Origin of the sequence: Mesorhizobium sp. Mes31 (assembly GCF_024519675.1) — a bacterium.
In the GTDB taxonomy this organism is placed as follows: Bacteria; Pseudomonadota; Alphaproteobacteria; order Rhizobiales; family Rhizobiaceae; genus Mesorhizobium.
This window is the reverse complement of the sequence record NZ_JALJRL010000005.1, coordinates 112,291-129,290: the sequence shown is the minus strand read 5'-3', so window position 1 is coordinate 129,290 and position 17,000 is coordinate 112,291. Positions and strand designations below refer to the sequence as shown.

20 protein-coding genes and 1 tRNA gene are annotated in these 17,000 nt (G+C 62.3%); 6 read left to right on the top strand and 15 right to left on the bottom strand.

The features are described from left to right. Positions 1-6 precede the first annotated feature (6 nt). Positions 7-83 (top strand) — tRNA-Pro (locus tag NR193_RS10590). Positions 84-510: 427 nt separating this feature from the next. On the opposite strand, the gene NR193_RS10585 is transcribed toward NR193_RS10590, so the two are convergent. The 3 genes from NR193_RS10585 to NR193_RS10575 all read right to left on the bottom strand — a co-directional run bounded on the left by NR193_RS10585 (position 511) and on the right by NR193_RS10575 (position 2,498). Then, positions 511-1,119, bottom strand: coding sequence for a hypothetical protein (locus NR193_RS10585; RefSeq protein ID WP_256750799.1), 609 nt, complete (start codon positions 1,117-1,119; stop codon positions 511-513). A 152-nt stretch (positions 1,120-1,271) separates the two neighbouring features. After that, positions 1,272-1,733, bottom strand: a complete 462-nt coding sequence (locus tag NR193_RS10580; protein WP_256750798.1) for a YbaK/EbsC family protein — start codon at positions 1,731-1,733, stop codon at positions 1,272-1,274. Between the two features lie 183 nt (positions 1,734-1,916). Beyond that, entirely contained in the window at positions 1,917-2,498 is a 582-nt protein-coding gene (locus NR193_RS10575; protein WP_256750797.1) for a helix-turn-helix domain-containing protein, read from the bottom strand. Here NR193_RS10575 and NR193_RS10570 point away from each other — a divergent pair. From NR193_RS10570 to NR193_RS10560, 3 genes are all read left to right on the top strand, one after another. Continuing rightward, positions 2,479-3,093, top strand: a complete 615-nt coding sequence (locus NR193_RS10570; protein ID WP_256750796.1) for a hypothetical protein — start codon at positions 2,479-2,481, stop codon at positions 3,091-3,093. The two genes, NR193_RS10575 and NR193_RS10570, sit on opposite strands and share 20 nt — an antisense overlap. A gap of 195 nt (positions 3,094-3,288) precedes the next feature. Further along, positions 3,289-3,486: a hypothetical protein gene (locus NR193_RS10565; RefSeq protein ID WP_256750795.1), complete on the top strand. Its 198-nt coding sequence runs from the start codon at positions 3,289-3,291 to the stop codon at positions 3,484-3,486. Positions 3,487-3,741: 255 nt separating this feature from the next. Then, entirely contained in the window at positions 3,742-4,719 is a 978-nt protein-coding gene (locus tag NR193_RS10560; RefSeq protein ID WP_256750794.1) for an ATP-grasp fold amidoligase family protein, read from the top strand. 56 nt (positions 4,720-4,775) lie between these two features. Here the strand turns inward: NR193_RS10560 and NR193_RS10555 are convergent, their stop codons facing one another. Both NR193_RS10555 and NR193_RS10550 read right to left on the bottom strand, forming a co-directional pair. Beyond that, the gene (locus tag NR193_RS10555) at positions 4,776-5,078 is read right to left on the bottom strand and encodes a hypothetical protein (protein WP_256750793.1); all 303 of its coding nucleotides are present in this window, start codon (positions 5,076-5,078) and stop codon (positions 4,776-4,778) included. A gap of 92 nt (positions 5,079-5,170) precedes the next feature. Further along, positions 5,171-5,710, bottom strand: coding sequence for a MerR family transcriptional regulator (locus NR193_RS10550; protein WP_127412982.1), 540 nt, complete (start codon positions 5,708-5,710; stop codon positions 5,171-5,173). Here NR193_RS10550 and NR193_RS10545 point away from each other — a divergent pair. Next, entirely contained in the window at positions 5,709-5,891 is a 183-nt protein-coding gene (locus tag NR193_RS10545) for a hypothetical protein (RefSeq protein ID WP_256750792.1), read from the top strand. The genes NR193_RS10550 and NR193_RS10545 overlap by 2 nt on opposite strands. 37 nt (positions 5,892-5,928) lie before the next feature. Here the strand turns inward: NR193_RS10545 and NR193_RS10540 are convergent, their stop codons facing one another. From NR193_RS10540 to NR193_RS10520, 5 genes are all read right to left on the bottom strand, one after another. Further along, the gene (locus tag NR193_RS10540; RefSeq protein ID WP_013532231.1) at positions 5,929-6,252 is read right to left on the bottom strand and encodes an integration host factor subunit alpha; all 324 of its coding nucleotides are present in this window, start codon (positions 6,250-6,252) and stop codon (positions 5,929-5,931) included. 103 nt (positions 6,253-6,355) lie between these two features. Continuing rightward, positions 6,356-7,327 (bottom strand): beta-ketoacyl-ACP synthase III, encoded by a 972-nt coding sequence (locus tag NR193_RS10535; RefSeq protein ID WP_256750791.1) that lies wholly within the window; start codon positions 7,325-7,327, stop codon positions 6,356-6,358. A 9-nt stretch (positions 7,328-7,336) separates the two neighbouring features. Beyond that, on the bottom strand, positions 7,337-8,407 hold the full coding sequence (gene plsX / locus NR193_RS10530) for a phosphate acyltransferase PlsX (protein ID WP_256750790.1): 1,071 nt from the start codon (positions 8,405-8,407) through the stop codon (positions 7,337-7,339). A gap of 113 nt (positions 8,408-8,520) precedes the next feature. Then, positions 8,521-9,069: a DUF177 domain-containing protein gene (locus tag NR193_RS10525; protein WP_256750789.1), complete on the bottom strand. Its 549-nt coding sequence runs from the start codon at positions 9,067-9,069 to the stop codon at positions 8,521-8,523. Between the two features lie 11 nt (positions 9,070-9,080). Continuing rightward, entirely contained in the window at positions 9,081-9,623 is a 543-nt protein-coding gene (locus tag NR193_RS10520) for a ubiquinol-cytochrome C chaperone family protein (protein WP_256750788.1), read from the bottom strand. A gap of 115 nt (positions 9,624-9,738) precedes the next feature. Here NR193_RS10520 and NR193_RS10515 point away from each other — a divergent pair, with 115 nt between their 5' ends. Next, entirely contained in the window at positions 9,739-10,254 is a 516-nt protein-coding gene (locus tag NR193_RS10515) for an outer membrane protein assembly factor BamE (protein WP_256750787.1), read from the top strand. A 309-nt stretch (positions 10,255-10,563) separates the two neighbouring features. Here NR193_RS10515 and NR193_RS10510 read toward each other — a convergent pair whose 3' ends face one another. The 5 genes from NR193_RS10510 to NR193_RS10490 all read right to left on the bottom strand — a co-directional run bounded on the left by NR193_RS10510 (position 10,564) and on the right by NR193_RS10490 (position 16,928). Beyond that, positions 10,564-12,705, bottom strand: a complete 2,142-nt coding sequence (locus NR193_RS10510; RefSeq protein WP_256750786.1) for a sodium-translocating pyrophosphatase — start codon at positions 12,703-12,705, stop codon at positions 10,564-10,566. A 407-nt stretch (positions 12,706-13,112) separates the two neighbouring features. Further along, positions 13,113-13,862 carry an ABC transporter permease gene (locus tag NR193_RS10505; protein ID WP_256750785.1) on the bottom strand — a complete coding sequence of 250 codons (750 nt, stop codon included), beginning with the start codon at positions 13,860-13,862 and terminating at the stop codon, positions 13,113-13,115. Beyond that, the gene (locus NR193_RS10500) at positions 13,859-14,797 is read right to left on the bottom strand and encodes an ABC transporter ATP-binding protein (RefSeq protein WP_256750784.1); all 939 of its coding nucleotides are present in this window, start codon (positions 14,795-14,797) and stop codon (positions 13,859-13,861) included. The genes NR193_RS10505 and NR193_RS10500 overlap by 4 nt, the downstream gene beginning before the upstream one ends. Then, on the bottom strand, positions 14,794-15,960 hold the full coding sequence (locus NR193_RS10495; RefSeq protein ID WP_256750783.1) for an ABC transporter permease: 1,167 nt from the start codon (positions 15,958-15,960) through the stop codon (positions 14,794-14,796). The genes NR193_RS10500 and NR193_RS10495 overlap by 4 nt, the downstream gene beginning before the upstream one ends. 56 nt (positions 15,961-16,016) lie before the next feature. Continuing rightward, positions 16,017-16,928: an ABC transporter substrate-binding protein gene (locus tag NR193_RS10490; protein WP_091578125.1), complete on the bottom strand. Its 912-nt coding sequence runs from the start codon at positions 16,926-16,928 to the stop codon at positions 16,017-16,019. Between the last annotated feature and the right edge of the window lie 72 nt (positions 16,929-17,000).

Below are 17,000 nucleotides of genomic sequence, written 5' to 3'. Positions count from 1 at the left end.
CCGGTCCGGAGTGTAGCGCAGCCCGGTAGCGCACTTGACTGGGGGTCAAGGGGTCGTCGGTTCGAATCCGGCCACTCCGACCATTTTTAAACAAGGACTTGCCCCCAAAGTCTTTCTCTCAAAATAGCCAGAATTCGGTTTGGGGTAGCCGCCGGGGTATCGGTCGAGAGTCCGATCCCTCGTTGAATTTCCGCTGCCTCTGCCGCATCATCACAAAACAGCGGTGCGATTTCTGAGCAGATCCCCGCGAGAGGTGCCATTTTTCGTTCGACACGCCTCTTAGATAGGTTCGCCGAACTCTGCCTCGTTTCTTGCCGTGGGGCGCCGCTCGTAATCGACGGGCGGCAACAGCATGACTTCGGTTTCCTTTCGGCCGTACTCACGACCAATCTGAAATGCCGCGTAGATAGCACCGAGGCGGATTAGGAATCTCAGCATTGATGGTCTCCTTTGGCGGAGGTAACCCGGCGGAGGGCCGATTGTTCCGCCGTCCCCCGCCCTGCGGAGCGGCTACCCGGCCGGGCTACATAATTTTTGGCGTAGCGGCTCGACGATCAGATTTTCTTCAATAGACATGTTAAAGTAGACCGCAGCCAACCCGGCGTTCTCGACGGTTCCAGAATGAGAAATCGCTTCTGTAAGCCCGCGACGGAAAGCAATACGAACCTTTTCCAGGTTGTTCATGTTGCGGCCGATGAATCTACGCTCGGCAGGACTGAGGTCGGCAAAATACATCTCGTACATTTTAGCCGCGGTCTCTTTGTCTTTCCGAATAGCCTCGGTCTCGACTGACATAAAGAACTGCTTAAGTATTATGACATAGTACGAAACTAAGGCAAACGCGCCACTAGCTGAAAACGAGATCAGGAAATTTACCAAGTGATCTCTTAGCGTATTTCTCTGATTTTCGTTCAGTGGCTGGGCGGTCATCATCTTGCTGACGAACTTTTCAACCTCCCTGCGGACGAGTAGTTCGTCCGGCTTCTGAGCATCACGATAGTGGCGGTCAGCAATCTCGGCAAAGCGCTTCGCCAATTCTTCTGGGATGCCCTCCTTCTGTAGGATTGCCTCCAATTGCTCTGCGGTCTGCGATGGTGATGGTGCGGCATGATCCGACATTGACTCCCCCAAATTCTGTTCAAAGAGGACAAGTCATCAATTATATTTGTGTTCGGGGGGCGGGCTATATCTCAAATAGCATCCAAAAGGACTAACCCGGCATGTCCGAATGAGGACATTTAATTTCGAGTTTCGGCCCTGAATTGGGTCGTCTAGCCTTGGCACACATCAACCCATTCGGCTCCGGTAAGCTCAACCATCCTCTGCGGTGCAAGTCGCACGGCGGCGTTGGTGGCGCCGGCGGCGGGCACGACCTCGTCGAATCCGCGCAGCGACACGTCGCAATAGACCGGCAGCGGCGCCGGCAGGCCGAACGGGCAGACACCGCCGACAGGATGGCTTGTGGCGGCGACAACCTCCTCTGCATCCAGCATGCGCGGCTTGCCGCCGAACTGGTCCTTGGACTTGCGATTGTCCAGCCTGGCGATGCCGCTGGTGACGACGAGCATGGTGCGGTCGCCGACGCGAAGGCAGATCGTCTTGGCGATCTGCGCCGGCTGTACACCATGCGCCTCGGCCGCCAGCGCCACTGTCGCCGAACTCGCTTCCGTCACGATGACGTGGATGTCGGGCGCGTGGGCGGCAAAGAAGGCACGAACGGATTCCAGACTCATATCGAAAAACCCACGGTTCAGAACTTGGACGCGGACTGATGGGCATAAGTGAATCTGCCCGCGCGTATAAACACGGGCGATACACAAATCAGCAAGCCGCAGCGGCGGGAACACTGCTGCACCAACAAACAAACCCGCCAAGGGTATAACCTGGCGGGTTCTGTGGACATGCCTGGTGCTGATTTATGCCAGGGATCGACCTTGTGCGGCGCGCACGTCTGAACCGATGAAAGCGTCCTGTGGAAGTCGAAGCGCGGACGCAATACGACGCAGCTTCGACGGGTCGGCAGTCCTGCCGTTCTCGATATCCTCAATTTCGTCGGCCGCCAGACCGCATGTCAGGGACAACTTTTCCACGCTGTATCCGAGGGTCTCCCGGATCGCTTTGAGGGTGCTGTAATCTGGCCCGATCCCGTTGGCTACCGGTTCGGAGAGGGCTTCGCTTCTTGCATTGTGGGGCATTGGCAACTCCGTGGGCTGAAAGAGTTTGGTAAAATGACGATGTTGCCTGAGACGATCGAGAAGATGCCCGCTCGCCGGCAATTTGCCAAGTGCCAATCTGACCGTCACGGCATCGTGAACCAGGCGCTCGTGCGGCCGCCGCGCGCACACGTCGCGATCAAGTTGTTTTGAATGCTCGGGCCCCTTTTTGCTCAGTGGTTTCGGCCCACCTGTTCGTTGTTCCAATGCGCTGGCGTGAAAACCATCCGGTTCCAGCCAGCTCTTTCCCGGAAGGATTTCCACAATGAACTTCAAGACATTCATGGTCGTGCTCGGCACCGTCTCCAGCCTCACCGTTGCCGGTACGGCCGGCGCTCGAGCGGCGGATGCGGTGCGCGTGCGCGGCACGGTGGTCAGCTTTAAGCCATCGCTGCTCACCGTGAAAACCCGCCAGGGCGATACCGATGCGATCAAGCTCGATGCCGGCTGGAAGATCTCGGGCGTCGCCAGCGCATCCGTGAAGGACATCAAGCACGGCGATTTCCTCGGCGTCGCATCCGTCTCGAAAGCGGATGGCGGCAGTGGCGCACTGGAGGTGGTGGTCTTTCCAGCCGCTTTGAAAGGCACTGGCGAAGGTGACCGTCCCTGGGACCTGCAGCCCAACAGCCGCATGACCAACGGCACCGTCGCCGACGTAACCGATATAAACGGGCGAGCCGTCACACTGACCTACGACAATGGGCAGACAAAGAAGATCTCGATACCCGACAACACGCCTGTCGTGACCTTTGCGGCCGCCACGCCGACCGATCTCAAGCCAGGCGCAACGGTCTTCGTTGTCGCTCAGCGTGACGGCGACGGCACACTGAGCGCCGGCCGCGTCGTGGTCGGAAACAACGGTGTGGTTCCGCCGATGTAGGCGAAACAAGGGCAAGGCCGCGGCCTTTCGGCCTTTGTCGATGATGGTGGCGGAAGCCCGTTTCGGCAGAAACAGTCCAGAAACAAAAATCTATAGTCGGGAAATACTGACGAAAAAATTCAGGAGCGTAATCCCATTCGCGGCGGTCGGGCTGTCGCCCGATTTTTGTCAGCCCGCTACAAAAGGAAACGTTCCATGAAGAAGTCCCTCCTCTCGGCCCTCGGGCTTGCGGTTGCACTTGCTTTCACGGCGCCGGTGATCGGCGCGACGAGCGCGGATGCTGCCCCGATGGCAAAGCATCATCGTCACCACCATCATCATCGCTACCACCACCGCCATCACCACGTTCATCATCACCACCACGTAAAGAAGATCGTGAAGAAGGCCTACTAAGCACTGCCAACGAGAAGACCTGCCTTGGCTTCTTGTTCAAGGCTGGTCTTCTCGTGGTAACGCTGCGCGAAGCGCGACGCGGTCACCTCGAATTTCCCCCCATGGCAGCGCTGGTTCCAGGATCTCGGCGCAAAACCACCACGCCGACGCTGGCCAGCCTTCCACGCTAAGGCAAATCGCGGTACGGCAAGGGATGTTTCCGACCGGCCCACTCCCACCGGATCAGGCCTTGCCAACAAGGCCCAGGTATCCCTGATGACGGCCAAGGCCGATGTTTCGTGGACAAGCCGCATTGTCCTCTCGACCGCGCGGTTCTGGCTCACCCTTCGGCATCCGGCTCTGATCGTGCGCTTCGTGCGCCGGCTGGGTTACCTGCCAAACCCGGCGGTACCCAGGAGCTATCATGAGCGATTGCTCTGGCGAAAGATCGTCGACCGCAATCCGCTGTTCGTAACGCTGACCGACAAGCTGGCGGCGAAGGCCCACATCCGTAATGCCTGCCCGGACCTGAAACTGCCCGCAACGCTTTGGGCCGGCAGCGACCCGGCGGCGATCCCGCCGGCATTGCTGGCCGGCGACGTGGTGGTGAAAGTCAACCATGGCTGCGAGATGAACATGTTCGTCGCCGATGGCCGGCCGAATCGCGACGCCATCGTCTATCGCACCAGCCGCTGGCTGAAGAGGCGCTTCGGCATTCGCGACGGCGAGTGGGCCTATTGGCCGATTGTTCCGGCCGTTTTCGTCGAACAGCGGCTGGCGCTAAGCGGTGGAACGATCGCCACCGACATCAAGGTTCATGTCTGCAGCGGCGTGATATCCCATGTCTGGGTCGAGGATAAGCAAGCCAGTCGTTCGCTGCTGTTTGACCGCGAAGCCAATCCGCTGCCCGGTCGCGATCCGGACTATCCTCGCGAGGATCAGGCCTTGCCCGTCAATGCGCGGCTGCTCGACTATGTTCGCCAGGCGATCTCGGTCGCGCCGGCCATCGCCGGCGACCTCGACTACATCCGCATCGACTTCCTCGTCACCGACGACTGTCTCTATGCCGGCGAGATCGCCGTCTATTCGGCGGCGGGCTATGCCACCTGGACCAACCCGGCGATCGTCAGGGAAATCGAGCGATGCTGGCGGCTTGACCAATCCGCATTCCTGCGCCGGCGGCACAGCGGTGCCGTGCGCCTCTATGCAGAGGCGCTGAGCGCCAGATGCCGGAGCGGCACCAAAAATCGCTAATCGGGTCGGACCCGGGGAACGGCCCAGGGGAAGGGCCTGTGCCCGAGGCTTGCCACTCAGCGCCGGCTGAACAGCAGACTGGCGATGAGGCCAACCACGACAAGGCCGACCGCAGCGGCCGCCGCCGGATGGTCGCGAGCCGATCTCTCGATCACCCTGCCCTGCTTGCGGATTGCCGGCATCGCCTCCCGCAAACGCCCTGCAAGATCGGAATAGGTGTCGAGCGCGGCATCACGACCGTCTTCGTAGACCGCGCCGCCTCGCCTGGAGACCGCCTTTTTCAGAGCCGCCAGTTCCCTGGAGAGTGCAGCAACCTGCTTTTCCAGATCGATATCCGAGAGGGTCGAGAACGATGCCATGATGTGTTTCCTTGCTTGCAGAAGGAAACGTAACGCGTCACCCGAAGGCGGGTTCCGGTTTTCGGGATATCACCGTCGCTTCGGGTGCCGAGTCAGCGCACCTGGTCGAGCAGCCGCTTGCATTCCAGGAGGTCGAACAGCGCCTCCTGCAGCAGGGCGCGATTGTCGCGCGAGAGTTTCGACGCGTCCGGCTGAACCGGACCTTCCTCATCGCTCTTGCCGAGACCAAAAAAGCGCCGGCTCGGCTTGACGCGCGGCTGACCAACCAATTCGTCATCCATGCCACGCGGCTGGGCTGCCGGCGTCAGCGGCACTTGATCGGCCTGCCTTCGCTGCGAGATCGCCTCCACGGCGGCCATGTCGCCATTGCCAATGGCGACCAGAAAATGATTGCCATTCTCGCGCAACAGCTTTTGCACGCCCTTGATGGTGTAGCCCTGGTCGTAGAGCATGTGCCGGATGCCCTTGATCAGTTCGACATCCTGCGGCCGGTAGTAACGACGGCCGCCACCGCGCTTCATCGGCTTGATCTGGTTGAAACGCGTTTCCCAGAAGCGCAGCACATGCTGCGGCAGGTCGAGATCCTCGGCGACCTCGCTAATGGTACGGAAGGCGTCAGGGCTCTTGTCCATGGGCGAAATCCTCACGCTGGAGCGTGATCCGGAACGGTCTTCAGACGAGATCACGCTCACCAAAAAGAGAAGCTCATTCCGTTTCCGCGGAATGGATCATACGCAGAACACCAATCCAGCCATGCTGCCGAATCGGGCCTTATTTCAGCGGTTTGTGAAGCAATATTCAAGCCCGGCGTGATGAAGGGGCCGGTTTTCAACCGCGCAGTAGAACGAGACTACTTGCCGCTTTTGGCTTTGCCGCTTTGATGAGAACGCAAAATGCGGCTCTTCAACACGTTCGACGACTTGAAGGTCATCACCCGGCGCGGCAGGATCGGCACCTCTTCGCCTGTCTTCGGGTTGCGGCCGATGCGCTCGTTCTTGGAGCGGACGTGGAATGTCGCGAAGGACGACAGCTTCACCGTCTCGCCGCGGACGATCGCTTCGCAGATTTCGTCCAGAACCGCTTCAACGAGTTCGGCCGATTCAGTGCGTGACAAGCCGACCTTTCGGTAGACGGCCTCGGCAAGGTCGGCGCGCGTAAGTGTCTTTCCCCCCATGCGACCGTCCCATCAGCTCAAAACATAAAATTCGGCACAACAACGGCAGAACCTAAGTAATTGATCCGGCAAGGTCAAGGACCGAAACCGGGGCGTTCTGCACTTACCAGCGAACGAGAACAGCACCCCAGGTGAAGCCGCCACCCATCGCTTCCAGAAGCACGAGATCGCCCTTCTTGATGCGCCCGTCGGCGACGGCAACCGCAAGCGCCAGCGGCACGGAAGCAGCCGAGGTATTACCGTGCAAATCGACCGTAACCACCACTTTTTGCTCTTCTATCCCGAGCTTCCTGGCGGAAGCGTCAATAATGCGTTTATTGGCCTGGTGCGGCACGAACCAGTCGAGATCCGCGGCGGTGATACCAGCTTGCGAGAACGTCGCCTCGATGACGTCGGTGATCATGCCGACCGCATGCTTGAAGACTTCGCGGCCTTCCATCCTGAGATGGCCGACGGTCCCCGTGGTCGATGGCCCGCCGTCGACAAAAAGCTTGTCCTTGTGAGTGCCGTCGGAGCGCAGGCTGGCCGCCAGAACGCCGCGGTCGGCGATCGTGCCTGCGCCCTCGCCCGCCTCGAGCACGATCGCGCCCGCGCCGTCGCCGAACAGCACACAGGTCGAGCGGTCGCTCCAGTCGAGGATGCGCGAGAATGTTTCCGAGCCGATCACCAGCACCCGCTTGGCCAAGCCGCCACGGATGTAGAGGTCGGCGGTGGTCACGGCATAGACGAAACCGGAACAGACCGCCTGCATGTCGAAGGCAAAGCCGTGATGCATGCCGAGCCGGTGCTGGATCTCGACCGCGGTGGCCGGAAAGGTGTTGTTGGGCGTCGACGTCGCCAGCACGATCAGATCGATGTCATCGGGCGTCAGGCCCGCATTGGCAAGCGCGGCGCGCGCGGCCGCTTCACCTAGCGAGGCCGTCGTCTCGTCGTCACCCGCGATGTGGCGCTGGCGGATACCGGTGCGCTGGGCGATCCACTCGTCCGAGGTTTCGACCATGCCTTCGAAATCGGCATTCTTCATGATGCGGCGGGGCAGCGCAGCGCCCGTGCCGCGCACGACTGATCTGATCAATGCTCTTTCCTATTCCTTCGCGTCGGTAACGACGTCGGATTTCCTAGATGTCATGGCATGCGGGTTGCGCGCATGAAACAGGTCCAGATCGGCCTCGATGCGGTCAAGCAAATTGTTGCGCACCATGTCGTAGCCGAGCTCGATCGCCGCGGCGAAACCGTCCGAATCGGCCCCGCCGTGGCTTTTGACGACGATGCCGTTCAGCCCCAGGAAGACACCGCCATTGGAGCGGCCGACATCCATCTTTTCCCGCAGCCGGTCGAAGGCGCCCTTGGCGAAGACATAGCCGATCTTGGCCATCAGGGTGCGGCTCATCGCGGCGCGCAGATAACCTGCTATCTGGCGCGCGGTGCCTTCCGCCGTCTTCAGCGCGATGTTCCCGGCGAAGCCTTCAGTGACCACCACGTCGACCGTACCCTTGCCGATATCGTCGCCCTCGACAAAGCCGTGATAATTCATCGAGGCCATATTGGCCTCGCGCAGCATGCGTCCCGCTTCCTTGACCTCTTCCTGGCCCTTGATCTCCTCGACGCCGACATTGAGCAGGCCAACCGTGGGCCGCGCGATGCCGAACACGGAGCGCGCCATGCCGGTGCCGAGAATGGCAAAATCAATGAGCTGGTGCGCGTCGGCACCGATGGTGGCGCCGACGTCCAGCACCACGCTTTCGCCGCGCAATGTCGGCCAGAGTGCCGCGATCGCCGGGCGATCGATGGTCGCCATGGTGCGCAGGCAGAATTTCGACATCGCCATCAGCGCGCCGGTGTTGCCGGCGGAGATGCAGGCATCCGCCGCGCCCGATTTGACCGCTTCGACCGCCTTCCACATCGACGACTTCCAGCGGCCGTGGCGCAGCGCCTGGCTCGGCTTGTCGTCCATCCTGACCGCAACCTCGCAATGGATGAACTCGCTGACCGCGGCCAGCTTGGGAAACTTGGCCAGTTCGGGGCGCACCACATCCTCGCGCCCGTAGATGACGAATCGGATGTCGGGACGGCGGGTCGCTACCGTCATGAGCGCTGGAATGACCACGGCTGGTCCGTGATCGCCGCCCATGGCATCGATGGAAATCCTGATCACGCGGTATTCATCTCACGGTTAGGCGGCAGGTCGCTTTAGCGGTCGCGAAGGTTCGGCGAAAATAACGGTTTTGGGCTGCCGCACAACCGACTTTTCCGTCGCGGGCGAGGTTTTCAGGATTTTCCCAGCAAGGATCGCAGTTTTTGCTGAAATTCATTCTCCGCCGGTTCGACCTCGCCGCCGGCATCCAGCGATGCGCCCTGCCTGCGCGGATAAGGGTCGATGGCCAGTCCGAAGAACTGTTCGGCGAGCGCCCCGACATCGATCGTGTCGCCGGAAAATGTTTCCGGGCTGTCAGGACCGTCCGCATCGATCAGGATCTCGCCGCCACCATCGAAACCTTGCCGTCCGAGCTTGGAGTCATCCGGCAGGAACAGCGCCTCGACCGCCTCGTCGATATGCGCTTCGACCGGCTCGAGCGTGACGATGCAGGCCTGGGTTATGTCGGCCTCGACGCGGCCGCTGACTTTGACGCCGTTGCGCTTCCATGGCGCCACCAGGAGCTCCGCGCGATAGGTCTCGACCGACAGCAGATCATGCTCCGCGGCAAGGGCCGCGCGTTGGGCAGCGTCGGCGGTGATGACCACCGGCAGCCCCTTGTGCGGCAAGCGGGCGACATTGGCGATGAAGGACACCGGGCCTTGTGGTTCTGCATGTTTCATCGCTGCCTCCTTCACTCTGCCTTGGCGGCTGGAAACGTCACCGTACCGGAGAGAATCGATTCGGTTGGCTGCGCGCCAAGATGCCTTGCCGCATCGGTGACATAGAGGGCCAGTCGTGGCGCTTCCGGCCAGGCTCCGGCGTCGGGCCGGACATTGCGGGCAAGGGCAGCGGTGAGCCCGTCGTGGTCGTTTCGCTCCAGGGCATCATCATAGGCGGCGGTTCGGCCATAGAACATCTTCGCCAGCTTCTTCATGCGTTTGGGCACGCCGACGTCGCCAATGCCCAACTCCCGCAGCGAATGATCGACGTCGAGGAAGAACTCGTCGATCAGCACCTGGGCGACCTCTTGCGCCGCAGCGCCCTCGCCGCGCAACCGGTGCTGGAACAGGAACATGTGCAGCGACAGCATCTCGAAACGGCCAAGCGGCGTGTCGGGTACATTCCAGTGGGAATAAAACACAGTCTGCCGCGCCGCCGCCACGATTTGTGCGTAAAGCGCCTCGGTGATGGCGCGGTTGGCGTGGCGTTCGCGGCCAAAAAGGCGCTGGAACATTGGGGATGGTCTCCCGGGACCGTTTGTTTAGTTGGCCTTGTTGCATCGGCAGGCAAGCTGGTTTACCGGTTTTGCGGCCCAGCGCAAGTTGCGGCGATATAATGGAGAATTGTTGTTGCGCGCGCTGAATTTCAAGTCGTCCTTCTCGTCCAGGCCCGCCGGTGCGATCACGCTGCTGCTCGTCGTTTCGGCGCTGTCGGCATGCCACACCAACAAGATGATCGGCGACCTCAACCCGAGCGAGACGCTGACGCAGGGGTATGTCATCGACCAGCAGGCGATTGACCTGGTTCCGGTCGGATCGAGCCGCGAACAGGTGCTTCTGGCACTCGGTACGCCGTCGACCACCGCGACGTTCGACAACGAGGCCTTCTACTACATTTCCCAGACGCGCAAGCGCTACGTGGCCTTCGACAAGCCCAGGCTCATTGACCAGCATGTGCTGGCGGTCTATTTCGGCGCCGACGGTCGCGTCACCCAGATCGCCAATTACGGCTTGAAGGACGGCAAGGTGTTCGACTTCATCTCGCGCACGACGCCGACCGGCGGCAAGGACCAGAACTTCCTCAGCCAGATCATCAACGGCGCCAGCAAGCTGGCTCCTGGCATTCCCGGCGGCGGCACCCCCTGATCCTCAGACCTGCCTCCCCGGGGCGCTCCAGGAAGCAGCAACATCTCAGGCGACCAAAAACCCGCGGGAGCGATCCTGCGGGTTTTTGTTATGGCCGGACCGAGCGGTGCTGGCGCATGATTGCCAGCAATGGGGGTAGCTTCCCCATAGCCATGCCGTGAACCGAACCTGAAGGAAATGCTTGCGCTCGAATGCAAGCATTTCGCGGAGCTGACGAAGAGAAGAGCTGAAGGGTCCGCGCGTCATTCGCCACAACAAAAACCCGCGGGATCGCTCCCGCGGGTTTTGACTTTGAGCGTTGGACGCTGTTCAGCCGTGCGCGAGCACGGCGAGCAGCAACAGCGCGACGATGTTGGTGATCTTGATCGCCGGGTTGACGGCCGGGCCGGCGGTGTCCTTGTAGGGATCGCCGACCGTGTCGCCGGTGACCGAGGCCTTGTGCGCCTCGGAGCCCTTGAGATGCTTGACGCCGTCCTTGTCGACAAAGCCGTCCTCGAAGGACTTCTTCGCGTTGTCCCAGGCGCCGCCGCCCGAGGTCATCGAGATGGCGACGAAGAGGCCATTGACGATCACGCCAAGCAGCGAGGCGCCAAGTGCCGCAAAGGCGGAAGCCTTCGAACCCGAGATCAGCAGCACGCCGAAATAGACGACGAGCGGCGCCAGCACCGGCAGCAGCGACGGGATGATCATTTCCCGGATCGCCGCCTTGGTCAGAAGGTCGACCGCACGCGCATAGTTCGGCTTCGAGGTGCCGGCCATGATGCCCGGATCCTCACGGAACTGCTTGCGCACTTCCTCGACGATGGCACCGGCGGCGCGGCCGACGGCCGTCATGGCGATGCCGCCGAACAGATACGGGATCAGGCCGCCGAAGATCAGTCCGGCGACGACGTAAGGGTTGGAGAGGTCGAAGGAGATCTCACCCATGCCCTGGAAGTAAGGATATTTGTCGCCATTGGCGGCAAAGAACTTCAGGTCGTTCGAGTAGGCGGCGAACAGGACCAGCGCGCCGAGGCCGGCCGAACCAATGGCATAGCCCTTGGTCACCGCCTTGGTGGTGTTGCCGACCGCGTCGAGCGCGTCGGTGGAATGGCGCACCTCTTTGGGCAGACCGGCCATTTCGGCAATGCCGCCGGCATTGTCTGTCACCGGGCCGAAAGCGTCGAGCGCGACGATCATGCCGGCCAGGCCGAGCATGGTGGTGACCGCGATCGCGGTGCCATAGAGACCGGCGAGCTGGTAGGTCGAGATGATGCCGCCGACGATGACGATCGCCGGCAGTGCCGTGGATTCCAGCGAGACCGCAAGGCCCTGGATGACGTTGGTGCCGTGACCGGTCACCGAGGCCTGGGCGATGGAGTTCACCGGGCGCTTGCCGGTGCCGGTATAGTATTCGGTGATGACAACGATCAAACCGGTCACCAGGAGGCCGATCAGGCCGCAGATGAACAAGTTCTTGCCGGTGATGGCCATGCCGGCAACAGTGCCGATCTCGCCCCAGCCGAGGCATACCGAAGTGGCAACGCCAAGGCCGACGATGGACAACAGACCGGTGACGATCAGGCCCTTGTAGAGAGCACCCATGATCGAACCGTTGGCGCCGAGCTTGACGAAGAAAGTGCCGACGATCGAGGTCAGGATGCAGGCGCCGCAAATGGCGAGCGGATAGAGCATCGCGGCGCCGAGAATGGCGGTGCCGCCGAAGAAGATGGCGCCGAGAACCATGGTGGCGACGACGGTCACCGCATAGGTCTCGAACAGGTCGGCGGCCATGCCGGCGCAGTCGCCGACATTGTCGCCGACATTGTCGGCGATGGTGGCCGGATTGCGCGGATCATCTTCCGGAATACCGGCTTCGACCTTGCCGACCAGATCGCCGCCGACGTCAGCACCCTTGGTGAAGATGCCGCCGCCGAGACGGGCGAAGATCGAGATCAGCGAGGCGCCGAAACCAAGTGAAACCAGGGAATCGATGACGATGCGGTCGTTGGGCTCAAGGCCCATGAAGTGGGTCAGGACAAGGTAGTAGATCGACACGCCGAGCAAGGCGAGGCCCGCCACCAGCATGCCGGTGATGGCGCCCGACTTGAAAGCGATGTCGAGGCCGGCGGCGAGGCTGTTGGAGGCCGCCTGCGCGGTGCGCACATTGGCCCGCACCGAAACGTGCATGCCGATGAAGCCCGCGGCGCCGGACAGAACGGCGCCGATCAGGAAGCCGATCGCGGCGGTGATCGAAAGCAGCCACCAGGCGAGCACGAGCACGACCACGCCAACGATGGCGATGGTGGTGTACTGGCGCGCCAGATAGGCTTGCGCGCCCTCGCGGATGGCCGCGGAGATTTCCTGCATGCGTGCATTGCCCTGATCGGCCGCAAGAACCGAACGTGTCGCCCAGATGGCGTAAAGGACAGAAAGCAGACCGCAGGCGATGACGGCGGAAATAATTGTCATTGCCGGATTTTCCTCGATTGATGGCCCAAAAGAACCCCTCCCTGGGCCGTTGAGACAGAGACCGGATTCCGCGGGCGGAATCCGACCCTTCGCAGCGGTGTATGCGAAACAGGGCTCGGAACGTCAAGATATTGTTCGGTTTTTGCCCGGCTTTCGCCGTAATGCTTTCGTGCAAACCGATTGAATTGCTTTAAGGACCGGCCGTGCCCGCCGCTAAAGGGCTTGTCGCGGCCCTGAAAGCGCAGCCGCTCGGCGTCCCAGCCACCGTGCGACCTGCTCGTCCGTCGGCCAGGTTAGATCAGGCGGCATGCCGATGCCTCGTGCTGTAGTATCAATCCGGCTTCCTTGCACTCGGCTTCGTTGATTAGCCCTTTGCTGGCCCAGTTCCACGCACGTGAGGTCGTAAACTACATCGTTTCCCTGCCCATGCGGCGCGCGGTGTAGCGTTCGACCGCCGACAGCCCGTCATAAATGAGCACGGCAAGTGCCGCCACGATCAGGCCGCCCTGCAGGATGAAGGCGAGATTGTTGGACAACAGCCCGGCAATGATCACCTCGCCCAGCGTCTTGGCGGCCACGGTCGAGCCGATGGTGGCGGTGGCAAGGCCGATGACAACCGACAGCCTGATACCGCCGAGTATGATCGGGGCGCTGAGCGGCAGCTCGACCTTGACCAGCCTTTGCCAACCGGTCATGCCGGCGCCGCGCGCCGCCTCCATCACATTGGCTGGCAGCGTCGTCAGGCCGGTCAGCGCATTCTCGAAGATCGGCAGCAGGCCGTAGAGAAACAACGCGATCAGTGTCGGCTTTTCGCCGAAGCCGACCGCCGGCACCGCAAGCGCCAGCACCGCCACCGGCGGAAAGGTCTGGCCGATATTGACCAGGCTGCGCGACAGCGGCAGGAACTCGGCACCGGCAGGCCTGGTGACCAGGATGGCAAGTGCCACCGCAACGATGGTTGCCGCCACTGTGGCGATCAGCACGATACGCAAATGCAACAGCGTCAAGGTCAGCAGGCTGCCCTGGTTATAGATCACCGGAGCATTGTTCTCGGTCAGCGGCTTCAGCAGCGGTTCGAACAAGCCGGGATTGGTGAGGAAGGCGACGAGCAGCACGACCAGGGCCAATCGCAGCAGGGCCGGAAGCCAGGCTTTCATGCCGGCCTCGCCGAGCGTTTGACCAGACCGTCGAGGGTGACGCGGCCGAGCGACTTGCCGTCGGCGCCTTTCACCGGCAGCGCCGGCCGGCCCGACCACAGCAATTCCGCCAACGCATCGCGCTGGCTGGCATCGCCGGGGATCGCCTCGCCCTCGGCGGTGCCCTTCTCCACCGCGTCGCGGACCCGGCCGAGTGAAAGCAGCCGAAACGGCCGCTCGCTGGCGCCGACCAGGGTTTCGACAAAAGCGCTGGCTGGTTTGGCCAGGATTTCGGCGGGCTTGGCGTATTGCACAAGCTTGCCGGCATCCATCACGGCGATCTTGTCGCCCATATGCACAGCCTCCTCCATGTCATGGGTGACGAGGATGATGGTGGTGCCGAAGCGCTTCTGGATCGTCAGCAGGTCTTCCTGCGCCTTGGTGCGGATGATCGGGTCGAGGGCGCCGAACGGCTCGTCCATCAACAGCACGTTTGGCTCGGCGGCAAGCGCGCGGGCAACGCCTACGCGCTGCTGCTGGCCACCGGAAAGCTCGTGCGGATAGCGCGGGCCGAACGCCTCGGGATCGAGCTGGTAGAGCGTCATCAGCTCGTCGACGCGGGCCTTGATGCGGGCCTTGTCCCAGCCGAGCAGAACCGGCACGGTGGCGATGTTCTGCGCCACCGTGCGATGCGGAAACAGGCCATGGCCCTGGATGGCATAGCCGATGCTGCGGCGCAGTCTATAGCCAGGCAGCGAGCGGTTATCGGCGCCGTCGAGCTTGATGACACCAGCGGTCGGCTCGACCAACCGGTTTATCATGCGAAGCAGCGTCGTCTTGCCTGAGCCGGAGGTGCCGACGATGACGGCGATGGTGCGTGGCTCGATGACCATAGAGACGTCGTCGACCACCGTTGTCGCATCGTAGCGCTTGGTAATGCCTTCGATCTCGATCATGCCGGGCTTGCCTCGCGTCGTCTGGTAGAGGTCATTTCGATCACCGCGTCGAGGATGATGGCGGCGGCGAAGGCGAGCGCGACGGTCGGCAGGGCGCCGAGCAGCACCAGATCCATCGCCGTCTGGCCAACGCCCTGGAAGACGAACACGCCGAAGCCACCGCCGCCGATCAGCGCGGCAATGGTGGCAAGGCCGATGTTCTGCACCAACACGATGCGGATGCCGGTGAGGATCACCGGAAAGGCCAGCGGAAACTCGACGCCGAACAAGCGTTGCCTGTCGGTCATGCCCATGCCCCGGGCAGCGTCATTGGCGGCGAGCGGCACGCCGGCGAGGCCGACCACCGTGTTGGCTACCACCGGCAGCAGCGAATAGAGGAACAAGGCGACGAAAGCCGGCGCGGTGCCGATGCCGCGAATGCCGAGCGCCGCAGCCCCCGGCACATGTGACGCGATCCAGCCGAGTGGCGCGATCAATAGCCCGAACAGCGCGATCGAGGGAATGGTCTGGATGATGTTGAGCACGTTGAGCACGCTCGCACGCAGCCTCTCGACGCGATGGCAAAGGATGCCGAGCGGCAGGCCGACGATCACGGCGGCAAGCAGCGAACCGAGTGCCAGCGTCACATGCTTGGAACCTTCGGCCCAGAAGCTGTCGGCGCGGTTGGCGTATTCCTTGAGGATGGACAGGTCGTTCCAGCTTCCCGAAATCAACAGCAGAGCGACCGCCGCGCCAGCCACTACAAGCACGCCGACACGTGCCCAAGGCGAAAGCTCCAGCCTCGTCAGAACGTCGGCCAGCAAGAGCGTGAAAGCAAAGGTGAGGATCCAGAAGCCGGAGGCCGGCGAAATTCTCGCAAAGGTGTTGCCGGCAGGCGTGAGAAATGTGCCGGCGACGCCGATCAGCAGCGCGAGCGCGGCAAGTGCCGCTGCGCTGGCGGCAAGGCGCAGCAGCAGCGGCGTCTTGAACAGCGCGACAAGTGCGGCAGCGACAACGATGGCGAGCAGCAACGGCCCGGTCGCTGGCGGCAACGCTTCGAGAATCGAACGCGCCTGGCCTGGAACGATGCGGTTGGCACGGAACGTGGCAAAGGGCGCGGCGAAAGCCGCGTAGGCTGCTATCGCGGCAATGACCACGCCGAGCTTGTCGAAGCGGATAGGCACGCCCTCCCCCGTCAATCGATCCGGCGCGCCACGAATGCGGCGCGCCGGAAATCGCTCTACTTCAGGAAGCCGTTCTTCTTCAGAAAGTCTTCGGCGACGCCCTTGACCGGCTCGCCGCCGACCTGGACGCGGCCGTTCAGTTCCTGCAGCGTGACGAGGTCGAGCTTGGCGAAGACCGGCTTCAGCAGCGTCTCGATCTCGGGATGTTCCTTGAGCACCGCTTCGCGGATGATCGGCGCCGGCTGGTAGACCGGCTGCACGCCCTTGTCGTCGTCGAGCACGACGAGGCCGGACGGCGCGATGCCGCCGTCGGTGCCGTAGACCATGGCGGCGTTGGCGCCGCTGGTCTGGTTAGCGGCCGCCGCGATGGTCGCCGCCGTGTCGCCGCCGGAGAGCGTGATCAGTTGCTCGGGCTTCAGCGTGAAGCCATAGGTGGTCTGGAAGGCCGGAAGTGCTGCCGCCGAATTGACGAACTCGGCGGAAGCCGCCAGCACCACCTGACCGCCGCCAGCGACATACTTGCCGAAGTCGGAGAGCGTGGCGAGCTTGTTGGTTTCAGCAACCTCCTTGCGCAGCGCGATCGCCCAGGTGTTGTTGGCCGGCGACGGCGACAGCCAAACGATCTTGTTGGCGTCATAGTCGAGCTTCTTGGCCGTCTCATAGGCCTTGGCGGCATCCTTCCAGACCGGGTCGTCGGCCTTCTCGAAGAAGAAGGCGGCATTGCCGGTGTATTCGGGATAGATGTCGATCTCGCCGGCGGTGATCGCCTTGCGCACCACCGGCGTGCCGCCGAGCTGGATACGGTCGGTGGTCTTGATGTTGTTGGCGTTGAGAACGAGCTGGATGATGTTGCCGAGCACACCACCCTCGGTGTCGATCTTCGAGGAGACAACCACCTGGGCGCTCGCGGAGGCAGCGGTGATGCCGAGCGCAAGCGCAGCGCCGGCCAGAGCCTTGATTGAAAACATTGTGAAATCCCCTTGCAATGAACCGAAATTCGGTGGCCGCATATGAGCATGGCCCAAACGCGCAGTCGGGGC